Source organism: Streptomyces sp. NPDC052064, assembly GCF_055585925.1.
Genome location: NZ_JBVJJE010000004.1, coordinates 532,159 through 551,644, shown reverse-complemented (window position 1 = coordinate 551,644; position 19,486 = coordinate 532,159). Strand labels below are relative to the sequence as shown.

The 19,486-nt window shown below is 69.1% G+C and carries 16 protein-coding genes and 3 pseudogenes; 12 read left to right on the top strand and 7 right to left on the bottom strand.

Annotation, left to right across the window (positions count from 1 at the left end; all coding sequences use genetic code 11):
- The first annotated feature begins 28 nt into the window (after positions 1-28).
- Entirely contained in the window at positions 29-394 is a 366-nt protein-coding gene (locus ACZ6TU_RS13690) for a cupin domain-containing protein (RefSeq protein ID WP_467668229.1), read from the top strand.
- A gap of 81 nt (positions 395-475) precedes the next feature.
- Positions 476-1,123, top strand: a complete 648-nt coding sequence (locus ACZ6TU_RS13685; protein WP_469548252.1) for a dihydrofolate reductase family protein — start codon at positions 476-478, stop codon at positions 1,121-1,123.
- Positions 1,124-1,269: 146 nt separating this feature from the next.
- Here ACZ6TU_RS13685 and ACZ6TU_RS13680 read toward each other — a convergent pair whose 3' ends face one another.
- Positions 1,270-2,160: a sigma-70 family RNA polymerase sigma factor gene (locus ACZ6TU_RS13680; protein ID WP_467668233.1), complete on the bottom strand. Its 891-nt coding sequence runs from the start codon at positions 2,158-2,160 to the stop codon at positions 1,270-1,272.
- A 127-nt stretch (positions 2,161-2,287) separates the two neighbouring features.
- Between ACZ6TU_RS13680 and ACZ6TU_RS13675 the strand changes: the two are divergent.
- The 5 genes and pseudogenes from ACZ6TU_RS13675 to ACZ6TU_RS13655 all read left to right on the top strand — a co-directional run.
- Positions 2,288-2,515 (top strand): annotated as a pseudogene (locus tag ACZ6TU_RS13675) (MFS transporter); the annotation flags it as partial.
- 116 nt (positions 2,516-2,631) lie between these two features.
- Positions 2,632-3,729 (top strand): MFS transporter, encoded by a 1,098-nt coding sequence (locus ACZ6TU_RS13670; protein WP_469548474.1) that lies wholly within the window; start codon positions 2,632-2,634, stop codon positions 3,727-3,729.
- 27 nt (positions 3,730-3,756) lie between these two features.
- Positions 3,757-4,402: pseudogene (locus ACZ6TU_RS13665) on the top strand (integrase core domain-containing protein); the annotation flags it as partial.
- A 150-nt stretch (positions 4,403-4,552) separates the two neighbouring features.
- Positions 4,553-5,029: a DUF2000 domain-containing protein gene (locus ACZ6TU_RS13660; RefSeq protein ID WP_469548472.1), complete on the top strand. Its 477-nt coding sequence runs from the start codon at positions 4,553-4,555 to the stop codon at positions 5,027-5,029.
- 192 nt (positions 5,030-5,221) lie between these two features.
- Entirely contained in the window at positions 5,222-6,151 is a 930-nt protein-coding gene (locus ACZ6TU_RS13655; RefSeq protein WP_467668237.1) for a hypothetical protein, read from the top strand.
- 181 nt (positions 6,152-6,332) lie between these two features.
- Here the strand turns inward: ACZ6TU_RS13655 and ACZ6TU_RS13650 are convergent, their stop codons facing one another.
- Complete coding sequence (locus tag ACZ6TU_RS13650; RefSeq protein WP_469548468.1) at positions 6,333-6,764, bottom strand: MarR family transcriptional regulator; 432 nt, start codon at positions 6,762-6,764, stop codon at positions 6,333-6,335.
- A gap of 112 nt (positions 6,765-6,876) precedes the next feature.
- On the opposite strand from ACZ6TU_RS13650, the gene ACZ6TU_RS13645 reads away from it, so the two are divergent.
- Positions 6,877-7,749 carry an alpha/beta fold hydrolase gene (locus tag ACZ6TU_RS13645; protein WP_469548249.1) on the top strand — a complete coding sequence of 291 codons (873 nt, stop codon included), beginning with the start codon at positions 6,877-6,879 and terminating at the stop codon, positions 7,747-7,749.
- Here the strand turns inward: ACZ6TU_RS13645 and ACZ6TU_RS13640 are convergent.
- Entirely contained in the window at positions 7,718-8,044 is a 327-nt protein-coding gene (locus ACZ6TU_RS13640) for a hypothetical protein (RefSeq protein ID WP_469548465.1), read from the bottom strand. The genes ACZ6TU_RS13645 and ACZ6TU_RS13640 overlap by 32 nt on opposite strands.
- 23 nt (positions 8,045-8,067) lie before the next feature.
- Positions 8,068-8,280: a hypothetical protein gene (locus ACZ6TU_RS13635; RefSeq protein ID WP_469548247.1), complete on the bottom strand. Its 213-nt coding sequence runs from the start codon at positions 8,278-8,280 to the stop codon at positions 8,068-8,070.
- Positions 8,281-8,409: 129 nt separating this feature from the next.
- Here ACZ6TU_RS13635 and ACZ6TU_RS13630 point away from each other — a divergent pair.
- The 3 genes and pseudogenes from ACZ6TU_RS13630 to ACZ6TU_RS13620 all read left to right on the top strand — a co-directional run bounded on the left by ACZ6TU_RS13630 (position 8,410) and on the right by ACZ6TU_RS13620 (position 12,996).
- Positions 8,410-9,222: pseudogene (locus ACZ6TU_RS13630) on the top strand (helix-turn-helix domain-containing protein).
- 29 nt (positions 9,223-9,251) lie between these two features.
- Positions 9,252-11,528 (top strand): SF1B family DNA helicase RecD2, encoded by a 2,277-nt coding sequence (gene recD2 / locus ACZ6TU_RS13625; RefSeq protein WP_469548245.1) that lies wholly within the window; start codon positions 9,252-9,254, stop codon positions 11,526-11,528.
- A 178-nt stretch (positions 11,529-11,706) separates the two neighbouring features.
- The gene (locus ACZ6TU_RS13620) at positions 11,707-12,996 is read left to right on the top strand and encodes a citrate synthase (RefSeq protein WP_467668246.1); all 1,290 of its coding nucleotides are present in this window, start codon (positions 11,707-11,709) and stop codon (positions 12,994-12,996) included.
- Positions 12,997-13,648: 652 nt separating this feature from the next.
- Here ACZ6TU_RS13620 and ACZ6TU_RS13615 read toward each other — a convergent pair.
- The 3 genes from ACZ6TU_RS13615 to ACZ6TU_RS13605 form a co-directional block, all read right to left on the bottom strand.
- Entirely contained in the window at positions 13,649-15,904 is a 2,256-nt protein-coding gene (locus tag ACZ6TU_RS13615) for a heavy metal translocating P-type ATPase (RefSeq protein ID WP_469548243.1), read from the bottom strand.
- Positions 15,905-16,065: 161 nt separating this feature from the next.
- The gene (locus ACZ6TU_RS13610) at positions 16,066-16,305 is read right to left on the bottom strand and encodes a heavy-metal-associated domain-containing protein (RefSeq protein WP_467668250.1); all 240 of its coding nucleotides are present in this window, start codon (positions 16,303-16,305) and stop codon (positions 16,066-16,068) included.
- A 78-nt stretch (positions 16,306-16,383) separates the two neighbouring features.
- Positions 16,384-17,049, bottom strand: coding sequence for a TetR/AcrR family transcriptional regulator (locus ACZ6TU_RS13605; protein WP_467668252.1), 666 nt, complete (start codon positions 17,047-17,049; stop codon positions 16,384-16,386).
- A 164-nt stretch (positions 17,050-17,213) separates the two neighbouring features.
- Here ACZ6TU_RS13605 and ACZ6TU_RS13600 point away from each other — a divergent pair, with 164 nt between their 5' ends.
- Positions 17,214-19,421 carry an MMPL family transporter gene (locus ACZ6TU_RS13600; RefSeq protein WP_469548241.1) on the top strand — a complete coding sequence of 736 codons (2,208 nt, stop codon included), beginning with the start codon at positions 17,214-17,216 and terminating at the stop codon, positions 19,419-19,421.
- The last annotated feature ends 65 nt before the right edge of the window (positions 19,422-19,486 follow it).

Below are 19,486 nucleotides of genomic sequence, written 5' to 3'. Positions count from 1 at the left end.
GGCCCGGCGGGGCCGGAGCGGAGGAGTCATGACGGCGGCAAACCGGAACGACGTACCCGTAGCCCTCGAGGGCGACGGCGTGGAACTGCGCCTCATGCCGATCGGCGGCGGTATGTCGGTGGGCTACATCAGCCTGCCCCAGGGCACGGACATGGGCCCGGCCCTCAAGGGCATGCCCGACGACGCGTGCCAGTGCCCCCACTGGGGCTATCTGCTGAAGGGCCGGATCAGGATGCGCACGGCCTCCGGCGAGGAGGAGTACGAGGCGGGACAGGCGTACTACTGGGGCCCGGGCCACGTCCCGGTCGCCCTGGAGGACAGTGAGTTCGTGGAGTTCTCCCCGAGCGAGGACTTCCAGCAGGTGATCGAGCACGTGGTAGCACAGTCGGGGTGAGCCGGAGGCGGGATTCCCCGACGGCCGATGAGATTCGCCGGCCGGAGCGGTCCAACCCTCATCGACCACAGGAGGAGCGTCGTGCCTCAGCTACTGCGCGTGCAGAACTTCAACGTCTCGAGTGACGGATACGGTGCCGGCGAGCACCAGAGCCTGGAACGACCGTTCGGCCACGCCGACCCCGCGACCATGTTCGCCTGGGCCGGCGCCACGGCGAGCTGGCCCAACCGCACCGACCCCGGCGGGAGCCGCGGTCTCGACGACTACTTCACACGCGACTTCGCGAACAACATCGGCGCCGAGATCATGGGCCGCAACAAGTTCAGTCCCCAGCGCGGCCCCTGGCGGGACCACGAGTGGAAGGGATGGTGGGGTGAGGAGCCCCCGTTCCACACGCCGGTGTTCGTCATGACCCATCACGAGCGCCCTTCGTTCACCCTCTCCGACACGACGTTCCACTTCGTCGGCGGCGACCCGGCCGAGGTCCTCGAACAGGCCCGGAAGGCCGCGCAGGGCAAGGACGTCCGCCTCGGCGGCGGCGCCACCACCATCCGGCAGTTCCTGGACGCCGACCTCGTCGACACCCTGCACGTGGCGGTCTCGCCGACGGTGACGCTCGGATCCGGCTCACGGCTCTGGGAGTCGCCCGAGGAACTCCTCGACCGCTTCCACTGCGATGTCGTGCCGAGCCCCAGCGGGGTGACGCACCACTTGTTCTGGAGGAAGTGATGCGCGTTCTCAGCCACTGAGAGGCCCGGTTCCCCGGCGACGGCCGGCCGAGCAGAGATGCCCTAGTTGTACTGATCGGGGACATTGGTTGAGCGGCTGAGTGAGCGGACACTCTGAGGAGGCCTGTTGCCGCTGGGCTGGTGGGCCTACCCGAGGCTGTTGACCAGCTGCTCGATGCGTGGTTGGTCGAGCAGTGAGTAGATCTGGGCGATTCGGCCGTGAGAGATCACGAAGGCCATGATCGAGACGGGCTGGTGGTTGGTGCGGACGATGACGGCAGCGCTGCCGTTTACCGTGATTGGCTGGAATGCGGCGTCCGGGATGGCGAACGTCGCTGCTCGCCGTGTCACGTTCTCTGGTCCGCGGATCGTGGCGGTCGCGGTAGGCCTGGTGGCCCCGCCGTCAGCGTGGAATGTGATCTCGGGATGCAGCAGAGTGAGGAGGGTGTCGAGGTCACCGTCGCGGGATGCTGCGAAGAAGGCGTTGACCACGCTGCGCTGACTGGCGGGGTTGGTCTCAATCTCGGTCGGATCCACGGCGTGCACTCGTTGACGCGCGCGGCTGGCGAGCTTGCGGGTAGCTTCGGTCGACTTGCCGAGGACGGCGGCGATCTCGCTGAATGGCATTCCGAAGGAGTCGTGGAGCACGAACGCGAGGCGCTCGTGTGGTCTCAGGCTTTCCAGGACGATGTGGAGCGCCAGACTGACCTGCTCGGCGAGAAGAGCCTGATCCTCTGGGCTCAGGGCCTGGTCCGGTCGCACGTGGAGTTCGGGCCCGGTTGCGTCTGTTGGGCTTTCGGGGCGCGCGGTTCGGGCTCTGAGCTTGTTGAGACATGTGCGTGAGACGACCGTGGTCATCCAACCGTCGAGGTTGGTGACGGCGGCGATGTCTGTTGCGCCGGGGCGACTGAGGCGGACCCAGGCATCTTGGACAGCGTCTTCTGCATCGGCGCTGTTGCCGAGGATCCGGTAGGCCAGTGCGGTCAGCCGTTGACGGTTCTCGTCGAAGTGTCGGCTGAGCTGTTCGGCGGAGTCCATCGGTCACGTCCTCGGGTTGCGGGGTGTCAGTGCCTATGACACGCCTTGAGCGAGAACGTGACAGGAGCGCAACGTGACGACCCCGAACAAATCAGCCCCGACCCCAGATGCCCACCAACGACGACGGATGGCGCTGCTGGCGTTGTGTCTGGCCGGCTTCGTCATCCAACTCGACGTCACCATCGTCAATGTCGCCCTCCCGACGATCCAACATGAGCTCCAGGCGGCCCCCAACGCGTTGGAGTGGATCATCAGCGGTTACGCCCTCGGGCTGGCTGCGCTGATCCCTGTGATGGGCGCACTCGGTGATCGGCTTGGCCACCGGCCTGTCCTGTTGGCCGGTCTCGTCGTCTTCGGCCTCTGCTCTGCCGGAGCAGCGCTGGCACCCGGCCCAACGGCGCTCGTGGGTGCGCGTCGGTCAAGGCATTGGCGGAGCAGCCATCTTGGCGCTCACCCTCGCCGTACTGACAGATACCAACCCGCCGGAACAGCGCGGTCACGCGATCGGCTGGTGGGCAGCAATCGGCGGCATCGGCTTCGGGCCCGATCGTCGGCGGCCTACTGCTCTCGGCCTTCGGCTGGTCAACCATCTTCTGGGTCAACCTCCCGATCATCGTCGTCACGGTCGTCTTGATTCTGCTGACGGTCCCGCGAGCCGTCGCGGCCTCCGAGCCGCGGCCGCTTGACGTGCCGGGTGTCGTGCTCGCGTCGGTGGGCCTGGCATCAGTGACCTTTGGACTGATCACCGCGACCGACATCCCCTGGGATCCAGCACGAACCCTGGTACCGCTTGTCGTCGGTGGGCTCGTTCTCGTGGCCTTCGTGCAGTGGCAACGCCACGCCAGCGATCCTTTGGTGCCGAGGGCTGTGCGCGGCAACACAGCGTTCATCGGCGCCTGCGTCATCTACTTCACCAGCTACATGGCCTTCAGCGGCACGCTCTACTACGTCACCTTGATGTTCCAGAACCTTCTCGGCTGGTCCGCACTTCACACCGGCCTGTCATGGCTGCTGATGAACGCCCCGTTCCTGGTCGCCGCGCAGATGACCGGCAAACTCAATCAACGCTTCACGCCACGGGCCATCGTCACCACGGGCTGTGCGGCGGGAGCGCTCGGCGTGGCAGCGCTGAGCGCCGTGACGCCAACGACCCCGTTCGTCGTGGCGGGCATTGGACACCTGGTCGCCGGAGTCGGTTTCGGACTGCTGGTTCCCGGGATCACCCACGTGGCCATGCGCGACGTCTCCGGGCCTGTAGCGGGTGCTGCCTCGGCGGTGCTGAACTCCTCCCGCCAGCTCGGCACCGCTGTGGGACTCGCGCTCGTCGGTGCCACTGGCGCGGCAGTGACCCAACACACCTGGGCCGCGGCGCGATTCGGGCACACGCGCTCTGCCTCCGGCTCCATCGCTACCGGAAACCTCCGGGGAGTCCCCTCCCATATGCAGACCACGGCCCGCAACGCATTCGAGGTGGGCTACCACGTCGCCCTCGGAATCTGTATCGCGAGCCTCCTTGTCGCCGTGTGGCTATCACTGCAGGCGCTCAAACAACGGACGGCACACCGCTGAGGGAGCCCGGGCGAAGGAGCCGAGTCTGTGAGCCACGCCAACGCCGCCCTGACCCCGCGAGCGCGACTCAAGGTCGCCCAACTGGTCGTCGACGAGGGCCTCCCGATCCGGGAAGTCGCTGCTCGATTTCAATGCTCATGGCCCACCGTCAAACGATGGGCGACCCCTTATGTGGCCGGGCAGCCCATGACCGACAGATCCTCCCGACCACGCACCAGCCCTTCGAAGACGTCGGCAGCGACGACCAAACGAATTGTTTCTCTGCGGCTGCGCAAGCGCATCGGCCCCGTCCAACTCCGCCTTGACCGGAGTTGCGCCATCGACCGCGCACCGGATGCTTCGTCGCTGTCAGATCAACCGCCTGAGCTATCTCGATCGTGCTACGGGCGACCCAGTACGCCGCTACGAACATCCCCACCCGGGCTCGATGATCCACGTCGACGTCAAAAAGCTCGGCAACATCCCCGACGGTGGCGGATGGCGATTCGTCGGTCGCACAGAGATTCCACCGCACGCTCGCCGACGGTTGGGGATACGCCCGCTGCCACATCTCAGAAGGCGAGCGCCGCGCTGCTCTCTCGGCATGGCTCCACACCTACAACCACCACCGGCCACACACCGCTATGGGAACAAGCCGCCCGTCGCACGCTTGATCAACCTCCCGGGTCAGTACACTTACAGGCCATCTCAACTGGTGAGTATGCGGGATGAGATCAGGGCGCAAGATCGTACAAGACTGGCGTGCCGGTCTGCGCCAGTCTCTAGGGGACATCGCCCGAGGCGCCCCTCAGCGACTCCCCTTGAGATCTTGAAGGAGGTACCCGTGACCGTCCCCACTGCGAATCCCGCCTGTGTCGACGCGAATGAGGTCGACAGCCGCTATAAGTTCGTCGTCGCCCTCAAAGCGAAGCTTCCGCCGGGGGTGGCGGCGAACGCGGCGTCGCACCTGTGCCTGGGGCTGGCCGCCAAGGCAGCCACCGAGCAGCCGGAGCTGCTGCGCAAGATGTCGTTCCTTGCGTTCTCGGACGCTGATGCCGGCAGCCACGCTCCCGTTTCCGGGCTCTCCCTCGTCGTCCTCGAAGGGCGCCCGGCCTGGGTCCGGCGGCTGCGCAACCAGGCCGACGCTGCAGGACTGCTGTACACCGACTTCACCGCAGAGATGACCGGGGACACCTACGCAGAACAGCTAGACCGAATGAAGAGCACGCCGGAGCAGGCCCTCGACTACTACGGAGTCGCCGTCTTCGGGCAGCGCGATGTGCTGGATCCGCTGGCCAAGAAGTTCTCCCTGCTGCACTGATCTCCGGTGGAGCACGATCACCTCGCCCAGTGCTCGCGCTGGGCGAGGTGGCCTCGTCGTTGCCTGGACAAGCCTCTCCGGCAACGCGGCGCCGACATCGTGGCGGGGAGCCTCAGCAGGCTGGCTGAGGGGCCGGGCGTCTTCTGCTGGATCGTATGGATGGGAAGGTAAGTCGTGCCGATAGTGTGCATCGTGGCGTCGGTGCTGTTGCAAGCCGGGGTGTTCGGCTACATCTCTGGGCGGCTGGACGCCACAGCGAGCTTGGCCCTTTCCTGTACGGGGTTCGGGGCGGCGGCCGTGCTGTTCAACGCCGTGCTGCTGGTGCGCCGGGTACGGTGCGGGCTGGCCGCCGCTTCACCGAAGGCCACAGGGTTGCTCGCGCTGATGAACGTGGTCACAGCGGTAACCTTTCTCGGCTTCTACGCCTCGTTGAGCTGGGTACCATCCGCGCTCGCTACCGGGATCGAGACGGCAATCGGGCCGGCCGTCCTGGCTCTGTTCGGGCTGGCGGGGTACGGGCGGCGCGCCACCAGGCAGGGCTGGATGGCCGCCGCTGTATTGGTCCTGCTCGGCCTCGGCATCGCCTGGACCTTCACCAGCACCGGTGAGATCCAGCCGTCGGCCGGGGCGGCCCTCGGGCTCGCTCTAGTGGTCGGCGCCGGAACCGGGGCCGCCGTACTGGCGCTGATCTCAGCCGAGTTGGGGCGGCGCGGAATCGACCCCGTGTACGTGACCGCCCATCGCTTCCACCTCACCTACTTGTGTGGCGGGGCACTCCTGGTGGCGGCCGGCGGCCCCAGTCGCCGTTGGGTGGCCGAGCCGCCTGCCCTGCTCCTGCTGGGCGTACTGGCGGTGACTATCCCGCTGTTCCTGCTGCAGGCCGGGCTGCAGCGCGCGGATCCGATGGTGGCTATGGTGCTGCTAACCACCCTGCCCGGCGCCACGTACCTCGCCGAGACCGTCTTCCACGGCGGGTTCAACGCCACGTCGCTCGCGCTGATCTGCTGCCTGATTGCCGTGGCCCCGTGGTACGCATGGCTGTCCAGGCAGGAAGCAACGGGCCGCCGCGGTCGGGCTGTACAGCAGCGAAGCACTGCAACCACCGTGACCACAGGTACCTGAAGCCGACTCACAGAACCCGCCTCGCAGCGTCGTGACCGTCTTTGCCTGCCTTGAACAGGGCTAAGGATCAGAAGGTGGCCATGCCGCACTCGTGCCAGAACGGGCGGAGCCTCCCGGAGCTTCAGCACCGCCCACTCCCCATGTCCAGCACAACCGCTAACTGACCATGTAGGACACGGTCTTAGTCGTCTTCCAGGGCCGCAGCCTTCCGCACCCCGGTCAGAAAGCCTCTGATCGCGGCCAGTTCTCGCTCGTCGTACCCGCGCAACAGGCCCACCGCCCGGTCGATCAGCGGGCCGAAGTGCTGCCGGCCGAGGGCGATCGCGCGCTCGTCGACCTCGATGGTGACCTTGCGGCGGTCCCGTCGGCCGCGCACCCGCCGCACATGCCCGGCCCGCTCCAGCCGGTCGACCAGTGCCGTGGTCCCCGCCGAGTTCAGCGTGAGCGCGGCACCGAGTTGCCCTGCCGTGGTCTCTTCGCCCGCACGGTAGGCGTCCATCAGGACGATCAGCGCGCGCACGTCGGTGGGATGCATGCCGTTGCGCCGGGCGAACCGGGCGCTGTGCTGCCCCAGGTCGACGGCCACAGCGCGCAGCAGATGGACGATCTCCATCTCGGGGCCCTGCCCGGCCCTCTCGTACTCCTGGTCGGACACGGACCGCCTCCCCTATCATCTCGCTCAGCAAGTATCTCGTTGGCCGAGATAATAAGGGAGCCATGGCCGCATGAGCGCTCGCGGTACGTACGACATGGACGGCTTTGTCGCCGCCTACGACAGGGTCATGGCCAAGTGGCCGGCCTCGCGTGAGGCCGCGACCGTGCCCACGCCCTTCGGCGCGACGCACGTGAACATGTGCGGCCCGGCCGACGGCCCTCCACTCCTCCTGCTGCCGGGAGGGGGAAGCGCGACCTCGGCCTCCTGGTACCGGCAGGCCGCCGAACTCTCCCCTGTCCACCGGGTGTACGCCGTCGACCTGATCGGCGCCCCGGGTCGCAGCACACCCGCCCCCGATCGCCACCTCCGTACGGTCGCCGACCTGACGACCTGGCTCGACGCGCTCCTCAAGGGCCTCGGCCTCGCGGAGACCGACCTGGGCGGGCACTCGTACGGCGCCTGGATAGCGCTGCACTACGCCCTGCGCGCGCCCCACCGGGTACGCCACCTGATCCTCCTGGACCCGACCCAGTGCTTCGCCAACGTCAAGTCGGCCTACGGGTCGCACGCGCTACGGATGCTGCTGCGGCCCACGCCCCGACGGGTCCGGACCTTCCTGGAATGGGAGACGGGGGGCGCCCCCCTCGACCCCGACTGGCTCGCCCTCCAAGAGGCGGCCGCGGGTTTCCCCTCCCGCCGCCCGGTGGTCGGACCCCGCCCGAGGCCGAAAGCACTGCGCCGCCTGAAACTGCCCGTCCTGCTCCTGCTCGCCGCGAACAGCCGGACCCACAACCCCGCCAAGGTGGCCGCTGCTGCCGAGACGCTCTTGCCGCACGTCACGACGACCACGCTGCCGCACGTGTCCCACCATGCCCTGCCGCACGCCGCGCCGGCCGAAGCGAGTCACCGCATCACCGACTTCCTGACCGGCCCCGCCGGCTGAGCCCCGCCCGCGCCGCCCCCGGCCGCGGGGGCGCGCCGCGTGCCCCTCTGCTCTCCGCGACCCGTTTGACGTCCCGCAGGGATTCGGTCAGCCGCAGGGCCAGATAGTGCAGTTCCGCGCTCGTCACGCGCCGTTCCGCGAGGAGTGCGGCGGCGTGGCCGAGAAGATCGTCCGCCATGTCCAGCTGTACGGCTTCGATGTCGTCGGCCATGCGTGAGATGTAGCCCTTCCCGTCGCCCACGAGGTAGCACGGCCTGCCCTCGACAGTCGTCCAGGGCAGCAGCCGCCCGGCCATCGCTCGCTCGTCCGCGCCGCCGGTCACGCGTTCGCCTCCGCTGCCGGGTAGGGGCGGACCAGCCGGTTGTCCTCTCCGCGCACCGGACGTTCCGCCGCGCGGCGGGCCACGGCGCCGCTGACGCCGTCGCGGCCGTACGGGCACGGGGGCGGTGCGGGGGATCGCCGTCGCCGTCCGCGTGGAGGGAACAGGACGCGGAGGAGCGGTTCGAGGGCTCGGGCGACGAGGTCTGTCATGTCTGCTTGCCTTCCGACCTGCGGTGACTGCGTTCTGCGATGAATCACTCACAGAGTGGGGTCGGCGCTGGCTGCGCTGCTAGGGGCTGGGACTTGACATCGCGCCTGTCAAGAAAGGGAGTTGGCCGCATGGACGAACGCCGCACGCTTCGGACGCCGCGTCAGAAGTACGGAGAGGGGCTGCGGCTGCGGTGGATTGCCGCCGGCCTCACCCAGGAGGAACTGAGCGCCCAGGTCGTGTGCTCGCCCACGCTGATCAGCCACTTCGAGGCCGGGAGGCGGCTACCGTAACCCGACGACTCCCAGCGGATCGACCGGGCGCTGGGGACGGACGGGTTCTTCGCGCGGTGGCTGGAGGATCTGGAGTCGAAGTACACCGACCACTTCGCAGCCGTGGCCGAGCTTGAGCAACTGGCGGTGATGATCCAGCAGTTCGCGCTTTCCTTGGTCCCTGGAGTACTTCAGACCGACGACTGCGCACGCGCCCTCTTCCGTGCATACCGGCCGAACCGCACGGCCGGGGAACTTGACGAGCTCGTTGTCATCCGAACAGAGCGCCGTCGAATCCTCGACGGACCGGCGCGGCCCGTGGTCTGGACTCTGCTCGACGAGGCGGTCCTCCGGCGCTGCGTCGGCGGGCCGCAGGTCATGGCGGAGCAGCTCCACAAAATCGCGGACATCGCCGAGTCGGGACGACTGCGCTTGCACGTCCTTCCGTACGGCGTGGGGGCACACGCGCTCATGCAGAGTCTGCTCACGCTCATGACGTTCGAGGACTCGGCCCCGGTGGCCTACGTCGAGGGCTTCCAGACCGGGAACCTGATGGACGATCCGGCCCTGGTGAGCACCTGTCAGACCACCACCGGCCCCACCCTGGTCTTCTCCACCCACGGCTGGACGGCATTCGTGACGGCCGTCAAGGAAGGGCACATAAAGGCCTGACTGTCGTACCCCGGCGGTACGGTCGGATCATGCCCAACCAGACGGGGACCCCCACCGGCGAACGGCAGCTCGCCGTGCTCGAAGGCGTTCTCGAGCGGATCACGTACGCCAACGAGGAGAACGGCTACACGGTCGCCCGCGTCGACACCGGCAGAGGCGGCGGCGATCTGCTCACGGTGGTGGGCGCGCTGCTCGGTGCCCAGGTCGGGGAATCCCTGCGCATGGAGGGCCGCTGGGGCTCGCATCCCCAGTACGGCAAGCAGTTCCACGTGGAGAACTACACGACGGTCCTGCCGGCCACCGTCCAGGGCATCCGTCGCTACCTCGGCTCCGGCCTGGTCAAGGGCATCGGGCCGGTCTTCGCCGACCGCATCACCCAGCACTTCGGCCTGGACACGCTCCAGATCATCGAGGAGGAGCCCAAGCGGCTCATCGAGGTCCCGGGCCTCGGGCCCAAGCGGACGAAGAAGATCGCCGACGCCTGGGAGGAACAGAAGGCCATCAAGGAGGTCATGCTCTTCCTCCAGACCGTCGAGGTGTCCACATCCATCGCGGTGCGGATCTACAAGAAGTACGGCGACGCGTCCATCTCCGTCGTGAAGAACCAGCCCTACCGTCTCGCCGCCGACGTCTGGGGCATCGGCTTCCTCACCGCCGACAAGATCGCCCAGTCCGTCGGCATCCCGCACGACAGCCCGGAGCGCGTCAAGGCGGGCCTGCAGTACGCGCTGTCGCAGGCCACCGACCAGGGCAACTGCTTCCTCCCGGAGGAGCAGCTGATCAAGGACGCGGTCAAGCTCCTCCAGGTCGACACGGGCCTGGTCATCGAGTGCCTCGCCGAGATGGCCGAGCCTTCGGAGGACAGCGAGGACCCCGGCGTCGTACGGGAGAAGGTCCCGGGACCTGACGGCGGCGAGCCCGTCACCGCGATCTACCTCGTGCCCTTCCACCGCGCCGAACTCTCCCTCTCTGCCCAGCTGCTGCGCCTCCTGCGCACCGAGGAGGACCGGATGCCGGGCTTCCGGGCGGTGGCCTGGGACAAGGCGCTCGGCTGGCTGAAAACGCGCACCGGCGTCGACCTCGCCCCCGAGCAGGAGGCCGCCGTCAAGCTCGCGCTGACCGAGAAGGTCGCCGTCCTCACCGGCGGTCCCGGCTGCGGCAAGTCCTTCACGGTCCGTTCCATCGTGGAGCTGGCCCGCGCCAAGAAGGCCAAAGTCGTGCTCGCCGCCCCGACCGGCCGCGCCGCCAAGCGCCTGTCCGAGCTCACCGGCGCCGAGGCCTCCACGGTCCACCGCCTGCTGGAGCTGAAGCCCGGCGGCGACGCGGCCTACGACCGGGACCGCCCGCTGGACGCCGACCTGGTCGTGGTCGACGAGGCGTCCATGCTGGACCTGCTCCTCGCCAACAAGCTGGTGAAGGCCGTCCCTCCGGGGGCGCATCTGCTCTTCGTCGGGGATGTGGACCAGCTGCCCAGCGTCGGCGCGGGGGAGGTGCTGCGCGATCTCCTGGCCGACGGAGGCCCGATCCCCGCCGTCCGCCTCACCCGGGTCTTCCGCCAGGCCCAGCAGTCGGGCGTGGTGACGAACGCGCACCGGATCAACGCCGGCCAACACCCCCTCACCGACGGCATGAAGGACTTCTTCCTGTTCGTCGAGGACGACACGGAGGCCGCCGGCCGGCTCACGGTCGACGTGGCGGCGCGTCGCATCCCGGCCAGGTTCGGGCTGGACCCGCGCCGGGACGTGCAGGTCCTCGCCCCCATGCACCGGGGCCCGGCGGGCGCGGGCACCCTCAACGGCCTGCTTCAGCAGGCCATCACCCCCGGCCGCCCCGATCTGCCCGAGAAGAGATTCGGCGGACGGGTGTTCCGCGTCGGCGACAAGGTCACCCAGATCCGCAACAATTACGAGAAGGGCAAGAACGGCGTCTTCAACGGCACCGTCGGTGTGGTCACCTCGCTCGACCCGGTCGACCAGCGCCTGACGGTGCTGACGGACGAGGACGAGGAGGTTCCGTACGAGTTCGACGAGCTCGACGAGCTGGCTCACGCCTACGCCGTGACCATCCACCGCTCCCAGGGCAGCGAGTACCCGGCGGTCGTCATCCCGGTCACCACGGGCGCCTGGATGATGCTCCAGCGGAACCTGCTGTACACGGCGGTCACCCGGGCCAAACAGCTGGTCGTCCTCGTCGGTTCGCGCAGGGCGATCGGCCAGGCGGTGCGCTCCGTGTCTGCGGGCCGCCGGTGCACGGCACTCGACTTCCGGCTCGGTTCGCAGAAAAATGATCGATCAAATGAGTCGTGAAGGTCACAGAGCACTTCCAGATGGGGAACACAGGGGGCAGGATGAGGAAGTTGACGGCACTCAGTGCCGTCAATAGGCCCGATGGTCGACCCCGAGTGCACTCTCCTGAGCCGAGTGGGGGATGGTAGAGACAGTCAGGGCACCTCGAAGATGAGGCACAACGTCGGTGAGGGAAGACGTGAGCGACAACTCTGTAGTACTGCGGTACGACGGCAACGAGTACACCTACCCGGTGATCGACAGCACCGTCGGTGACAAGGGCTTCGACATCGGCAAGCTCCGCGCCCAGACCGGTCTGGTGACGCTGGACAGCGGTTACGGCAATACCGCCGCCTACAAATCCGCCGTCACCTATCTGGACGGCGAAGCGGGCATCCTGCGGTACCGCGGCTACCCGATCGAGCAGCTGGCCGAGCGCTCCACCTTCCTGGAGGTCGCCTATCTGCTGATCAACGGCGAGCTGCCGACCGTCGACGAGCTCTCGACGTTCAAGAACGACATCACGCAGCACACCCTGCTGCACGAGGACGTCAAGAACTTCTACAAGGGCTTCCCGCGCGACGCCCACCCGATGGCCATGCTGTCCTCGGTCGTCTCGGCGCTGTCCACGTTCTACCAGGACAGCCACAACCCGTTCGACGAGCGCCAGCGCAACCTCTCCACGATCCGCCTGCTCGCCAAGCTCCCGACGATCGCGGCGTACGCGTACAAGAAGTCGATCGGTCACCCGTTCGTCTACCCGCGCAACGACCTCGGCTACGTCGAGAACTTCCTCCGCATGACCTTCTCGGTCCCGGCGCAGGAGTACGAGCTGGACCCGACCGTGGTCTCCGCGCTCGACAAGCTGCTGATCCTGCACGCGGACCACGAGCAGAACTGTTCGACCTCCACGGTCCGCCTGGTCGGCTCCTCGCAGGCGAACATGTTCGCCTCGATCTCCGCCGGCATCAACGCCCTGTGGGGCCCGCTGCACGGCGGCGCCAACCAGTCCGTGCTGGAGATGCTGGAGGGCATCCGCGACTCCGGCGGTGACGTCGACTCCTTCATCCGCAAGGTGAAGAACAAGGAGGACGGCGTCCGCCTGATGGGCTTCGGCCACCGGGTCTACAAGAACTTCGACCCGCGCGCCAAGATCATCAAGGCCGCCGCGCACGACGTGCTGTCCGCCCTCGGCAAGTCCGACGAGCTGCTGGACATCGCGCTGAAGCTGGAGGAGCACGCGCTCTCCGACGACTACTTCGTCTCGCGCAGCCTCTACCCGAACGTCGACTTCTACACCGGCCTGATCTACCGGGCCATGGGCTTCCCGACCGAGATGTTCACGGTCCTGTTCGCCCTCGGCCGGCTGCCGGGCTGGATCGCCCAGTGGCACGAGATGATCAAGGAGCCGGGCTCCCGCATCGGCCGCCCGCGCCAGATCTACACGGGCGTCGTCGAGCGCGACTTCGTGCCCGTCGAGGAGCGCTGAGGCGTAGTTCCGCTCGGCCCCCGTATCCGCGCTCGTGCGGGTGCGGGGGTTCTTGCGTACGAGCGGGGCGAGAAGGCTCGAGAGACAGAAAAGAAGGCGCCCTGTCGCCGGTCCCCCCACGGGCCGACGACCAGGGCGCCTTCCCAGTCCCGGTACGGATTCCCCCCACGGGATCCGGCCGGGCGTCTGTGAGGACAGCGCCTGAATCGCTGTTGAGCAAAACGAGCAAAACTCGCCGTACTGCTGTGTGCGGTCTGCCGGGACAGCGCACGACCGGGAGGGCCGCTCAAAGCTTCCCGGTGTACGTGCCCCGGCAACGCTCCCCCAAGCTCTCAACTCCGTTCGAGCAGGGAGGTACCCCCATCCGGAGAAGTCCCCCAAGACATCTCCAGATGCCAGGTGGCGCCCCCCAAGACGCTGCCTGACATCGTCAACTTAGACCTTCGAACCCCTTCGATGGTTACGTTCACATCACTGTGATCTGCGTCTCTTGCGTATGTCCGGTAGATACGCAAGAGCCCGGATATGCCGCCCGGGGCTCAAGCGTAAGGATGATGCGCGAGCCTTGTGAAGAGCTTATGTGAGCCGGGCCCCGGACTCCAGAGGGGCTCATATCACGTTCGCCGCGAACTTAGGGCGAATTCGGGGGACTTCAGCGGAATGTCCGCAGTCGGAGACTGTTCGTGACGACGAAGACCGACGAGAAGGCCATCGCGGCCCCGGCGATCATCGGGTTCAGCAGACCCGCGGCGGCCAGCGGCAGCGCTGCCACGTTGTAGCCGAAGGCCCAGACGAGGTTGCCCTTGATCGTGGCCAGCGTCCGGCGCGACAGCCGGATCGCGTCCGCGGCCACCCGCAGGTCGCCGCGCACCAGCGTCAGATCGCCCGCCTCGATCGCCGCGTCCGTGCCGGTGCCCATGGCCAGGCCCAGATCGGCGGCGGCGAGCGCGGCCGCGTCGTTGACGCCGTCGCCCACCATGGCGACGACCCGCCCCTCGGCCTGCAACCGCCGTACGGCGTCGACCTTGTCCTCGGGCAGGACCTCCGCGATCACCTGGTCGATCCCGACGGCCTCGGCCACCGCTTCGGCCACCGCCCGGTTGTCCCCGGTCAGCAGCACCGGCGTGAGTCCCAGCGCGCGCAGCTCGCGCACCGCCTCGGCGCTGGTCTCCTTGACCGCGTCCGCGACGGCCAGGACGGCCCGCGCCGTCCCGTCCCAGCCGGCCAGGACGGCCGTACGGCCGTCCCGCTCGGCCTCGTCCCGCGCGCGGGCCAGCTCCGGTGGCACCACGTCGAAGAGCCGCCCCACGGTGACCTCACGGCCCTCCACACGCCCCCGTACGCCCCGCCCGGGGACGTTCTCGAAGCCCTCGACGTCCGGGAGCTGTCCGGCCCTCTCCTCGGCGCCCAGCGCGATCGCACGGGCCACGGGGTGCTCGGAGGCGTGCTCGACGGCGCCCGCGAGCCGCAGCACCTCCTTCTCCTCGGCGCCCTCGGCGACGTGGACCTCCTGGAGGGTCATGCGGCCCGTGGTGACCGTGCCGGTCTTGTCCAGGACGACCGTGTCGATCCGGCGCGTGGACTCCAGCACCTCCGGGCCCTTGATGAGGATGCCGAGCTGGGCGCCGCGGCCCGTGCCGACCATCAGCGCGGTCGGGGTGGCCAGGCCCAGCGCGCACGGGCAGGCGATGATCAGGACCGCGACGGCGGCGGTGAACGCGGCGACGCCGTCGCCGGTCAGGCCCAGCCACACCCCGGCCGTCGCGGCGGCGATCAGCAGGACCACCGGCACGAAGACCCCGGCGATCCGGTCGGCGAGCCGCTGCACCTCGGCCTTGCCGTTCTGCGCGTCCTCCACCAGCTTCGCCATCCGCGCGAGCCGGGTGTCGGCGCCGATCCGGGTGGCCTCGACGACCAGCCGGCCGCCCGCGTTGACCGTCGCACCGGTGACCGCGTCCCCGGCCGTCACGTCCACCGGCACCGACTCGCCGGTCAGCATCGAGGCGTCCACCGCGGAAGCCCCCTCGACGACCGTGCCGTCGGTGGCGATCTTCTCGCCGGGCCGTACGACGAACCGGTCGCCGACGGCCAGCCGCTGCGCCGGAATCCGCACCTCGCGCCCGTCCCGCAGCACGGCCACGTCCTTCGCGCCCAGTTCCATGAGCGCGCGCAGGGCGGCCCCCGCACGGCGCTTGGAGCGGGCCTCCAGGTAACGGCCCAGCAGGATGAAGGCCGTGACGCCGGAGGCGACCTCCAGGTAGATCGAGGAGGCGCCGTCACCGCGCGAGACCGTGAACTCGAAGGGGTGCCGCATGCCGGGCATGCCCGCGTCGCCGAGGAACAGGGCCCACAGGGACCAGCCGAACGCGGCCAGTGTGCCGAGGGAGACCAGCGTGTCCATGGTGGCGGCGCCGTGCCGGGCGTTCGTCCAGGCCGCCCGGTGGAACGGCAGCCCGCCCCAGACGACGACCGGGGCGGCGAGGGTGAGCGAGAGCCACTGCCAGTTGTCGAACTGGAACGCCGGGACCATCGCCGGCAGGACGACCGGGACGGCGAGGGCGGCGGAGACGACGAGGCGGCGGCGGAGAGCCGACAGTTCGGGGTCCTCCTCGGCGGGGCGCGTGCCCTCGGAGGCGGGCTCCTCCTCGCGCGCGGGCGCGGGCTCCTCAGCGGTGTACCCGGTCTTCACCACGGTCGCGATCAGATCGGCGACCTCGATGCCCGCGGGGTAGGTGACCCGGGCCTTCTCCGTCGCGTAGTTCACCGTGGCGGTGACGCCGTCCATGCGGTTGAGCTTCTTCTCCACGCGGGCCGCGCAGGAGGCGCAGGTCATCCCGCCGATGAGCAGCTCGGCCTCGGCGAGCGCCGGCTCGCCGTCCGTCGGCGCCTTGGCGGTGGTGCTGGTCATGTCCGTACTCCAGGTGATGCGGGGCGCCCGGGAAGCGGAACGGGCCGTACGGGCCGGGGCGGCGGCGTACGGCCCGTACGTCGGTACGAGTGCCAGGCCTCGGGTGTCTCAGGCCTGTGCGTCTCGGGCTCTTGGAGCCGTTTCCGGCTCTTGGAACCGGATCAGGCCTTCCCGGCCAGCTCGAAACCGGCTTCGTCGACGGCGGCGCGTACGGCCTCCTCGTCGAGCGGGGTGGCGGAGACGACGGTGACCTCACCGGTCGAGGCGACGGCCGTCACCGAACTGACGCCGGAGATCTGGGAGATCTCGCCGGAGACGGCGCCCTCGCAGTGTCCGCAGCTCATGCCGCTCACCTTGTAGACGGTGGTGACGGGGCCCGTGGTGTCGGTCTGGGCGGTCATGTCGTACTCCTCGTCGAGGCATGTGGGGCAATGGGGACCCGAGGGGTCCACATACCCCAACTGTACCCCTAGGGGGTATCAGTCCACGACGCCCCCGACCAGCGGTCGCAGGTAGCGCAGGAGGGCGTCCTTCAGCTCCTGGACGTACGCCTCGCGTTCGGCGCCCTCGTGGGCCAGGACCAGCTCCAGGCCCGCCTTGTAGATGCCGACGCACATCTGGGCGGCGCGGGCGACCGCCGGGGCCGGGGCGCCGGGGGTGAACGGGGTGAGGAGCGCCTCGACCCGGGCGGTCAGCGTGCGGTGCAGCGCGTCGTGCTCCTCGGCGATGTGCCCCGGGATGTCGGGGCCGTGCATCAGTGCGAAGAAGGCCGGGTGGCGGCAGTTGAACTCGATGAAGCGGTCGACGGTCCCGGTGATCACCTCCTCGATCGGCGTCACTGCGGGGTCGATCGGGGCGAGGACCTCGTCGTAGGACTGCCGCATCTCGTGCATGAGCCGGCTGCCCAGCTCGATCGCGATCGCTTCCTTGTTCGGGAAGAACTGGTACAGCGTCCCCGGTGAGACGCCCGCCTCGCGGGCGATGGCGTTGGTGCTGGCGGCCGTGTAACCGGTCGTGGAGAAGACGGTGGCGGCGGCCTCGAGGAGCTGGGCGATCCGGCGCTCGCCGCGCGCCTGGCGGCGGCGCGGCCGGTCCTCGGCCGCCGCCGTCGTCTCTGTTCCGGGTTTCTCGGTCTTCTCGGGCACGCGTTATCCCCAGGTCTCAGAACGCGATTGACAAACACGAGCGGTCGCTCGCATTCTGAGGTGGGACAGAAATGCGAGCGATCTCTCGTGTTTGCCAGTCTACGGCAGCCCCGTGCTGTCTGGCTGCGCCTGGACACGGATCACGGTGAAGGGGACACCGCACGATGACCGAAGTCAACACACCACCACGCGTCGGACGCTGGACCCGCTTCGTGACCGCCCGGCCCAGACTGTCGCTGCTGGTGGCGCTGGTCCTCACCGCCCTCGCGGTGCTGGCCGGCAGCGGCGTGGCCGACCGGCTCGGCGCCGGCGGCTGGGAGGACCCGGCCGCCGAGTCCACGTACGCGACCAAGGCCCTGGAGCGCGAGTTCCCCGGCTCCCAGCCGAACCTGCTGCTCCTGGTCGACGCGGGCGACGCCTCGGTCGACGACCCGGCCGTCGCCGCCCGGGCCCAGCGTCTCGCCGAGCGACTGGCGAACGAGAAGGGCGTCACCGGCGTCGGCTCCTACTGGCAGTCCGGCACCCCGGCCCTGCGCGCCGAGGACGGCCACGAGGCGCTGATAGCCGCCCGCATCACGGGCGACGAGAAGACCGCCGGCGAGACCCTGGAGCGCATCGCGCCCCACTACCGCGGCGTGCACGGCCCGGTGGAAGTCAATGTCGGCGGCCCGGTCGCCGTGCGGCACGAGATGCAGACGATCATCCAGGAGGACCTGACGCGGGCCGAGCTCATCGCCCTGCCGGTGACGCTCCTGCTGCTGGTGATGGTCTTCGGCAGCGCCGTCGCGGCCCTGCTGCCGCTCGGCATCGGCATCGTCGCCATCCTCGGGACCAACGCGATCCTGCGCGGACTCACCGAGCTCACCGACGTGTCCGTGTTCGCGATCAACCTCACCACGGCCCTCGGCCTCGGCCTCGCCGTCGACTACGCGCTGTTCATCGTCCGCCGCTTCCGCGAGGAACTGTCCACCGGCGCCGAGCCCTTGTCCGCGATCGGCACGACCCTGCGCACCGCCGGCCGCACGGTGCTGTTCTCAGCCCTCACGGTCGCGGTGTCCCTGGCGGCGATGCTGGTCTTCCCGCAGTACTTCCTGCGGTCCTTCGCCTACGCCGGGATCGCCGTCGTCCTGCTGGCCGCGGCGGCCGCGCTGATCCTGCTCCCCGCCGCGCTGATGCTGCTCGGGCGCCGGGTCAACTCCTGGGACCTGCGCCGCGCGTTCCGGCGCGGACACCGACCGAAGCCCGCCGAGGAAGAGGGCAGGGCCTGGGCGCGCACGGCGTCGCTCGTCATGCGCCGCGCCCCGTTCTTCGCCCTGGGCACCACAGCTGTCCTCGTCCTGCTCGGACTACCCTTCCTGGGCGTCAAGTTCGGCACCGCCGACGACCGCCAACTGCCCTCGACGTCTGAGTCCCATGTCGTGCAGCAGCACATCCGGGAGGGCTTCCCGGGCAGCCCCGGCGGCGGCCTCGAAGTGCTCGCCGAGGGCCGCGCGACCGAGGCGCGGTACGGCGCCTACAAGGAGCGGATCGCCCGACTGCCCGATGTGCTGCGGGTCGACGGGCCGCTGGTGAAGGGCGACTCGGCGTACTTCACGGTGCTGCCGAAGGGCGAGGCGGTCGACGACCCGGCCCAGCGCCTCGTCGGCGAACTGCGCGAGGCCCGGGCCCCCTTCGACACCAAGGTGACCGGCACGGCGGCCGTCCTGGTCGACTCCAAGGACGCCATAGGGGAACGCCTGCCCCTCGCGGCCGTCTTCATCACGATCGTCACACTGCTCCTGGTCTTCCTCCTCACGGGCAGCGTGCTGATACCGGTCCAGGCGGTCGTGCTCAACGCGCTCAGCCTGACGGCCATGTTCGGCGCGGTCGTCTGGATCTTCCAGGACGGCCACCTCTCCGGCCCGCTCGGCTTCACCAGCCCCGGCTCCATCGAGACGACTCTCCCCGTCCTGATGTTCTGCGTGGCCTTCGGCCTGTCCATGGACTACGGCGTGTTCCTGCTCTCCCGCATCAAGGAGGAGTACGACCACACCGGCGACCACGACCAGGCCGTCCGCCACGGCCTCCAGCGCACCGGCGGGCTGATCACGGCGGCGGCGGTCATCCTGGCCGTGGTCATGGCCGCGATCGGCACGTCCCGGGTCACCAACACCAAGATGCTCGGCCTGGGCATCGCCCTGGCGGTCCTGATGGACGCCATGATCGTCCGCAGCCTCCTGGTCCCCGCGGTCATGCGCCTCACCGGCCGGGCCACCTGGTGGGCGCCGGCCCCCCTGCGCCGCTTCCACGAACGCTTCGGTCTGAGCGAGGCGGACCCGGAACCGGCCGGAGCACCTGAACCGGCCAGGGACAGGGTCGGAGCCCCGGGCTGAAGCACGGACCCGTACGGCACGGGCTAGCGTTCCCCGAGGCGCTGACCGCCCGGGGCGCCAGGACC

Bases quoted from the DNA above. Each gene is read 5' to 3' on its own strand.
- ACZ6TU_RS13615 (WP_469548243.1), bottom strand. From the start codon at position 15,904: ATGACCAGCACCACCGCCAAGGCGCCGACGGACGGCGAGCCGGCGCTC.
- ACZ6TU_RS13635 (WP_469548247.1), bottom strand. From the start codon at position 8,280: ATGACAGACCTCGTCGCCCGAGCCCTCGAACCGCTCCTCCGCGTCCTG.
- ACZ6TU_RS13600 (WP_469548241.1), top strand. From the start codon at position 17,214: ATGACCGAAGTCAACACACCACCACGCGTCGGACGCTGGACCCGCTTC.
- ACZ6TU_RS13680 (WP_467668233.1), bottom strand. From the start codon at position 2,160: ATGGACTCCGCCGAACAGCTCAGCCGACACTTCGACGAGAACCGTCAA.
- ACZ6TU_RS13610 (WP_467668250.1), bottom strand. From the start codon at position 16,305: ATGACCGCCCAGACCGACACCACGGGCCCCGTCACCACCGTCTACAAG.
- ACZ6TU_RS13645 (WP_469548249.1), top strand. From the start codon at position 6,877: ATGAGCGCTCGCGGTACGTACGACATGGACGGCTTTGTCGCCGCCTAC.
- ACZ6TU_RS13690 (WP_467668229.1), top strand. From the start codon at position 29: ATGACGGCGGCAAACCGGAACGACGTACCCGTAGCCCTCGAGGGCGAC.
- recD2 (WP_469548245.1), top strand. From the start codon at position 9,252: ATGCCCAACCAGACGGGGACCCCCACCGGCGAACGGCAGCTCGCCGTG.
- ACZ6TU_RS13650 (WP_469548468.1), bottom strand. From the start codon at position 6,764: ATGGAGATCGTCCATCTGCTGCGCGCTGTGGCCGTCGACCTGGGGCAG.
- ACZ6TU_RS13640 (WP_469548465.1), bottom strand. From the start codon at position 8,044: ATGGCCGGGCGGCTGCTGCCCTGGACGACTGTCGAGGGCAGGCCGTGC.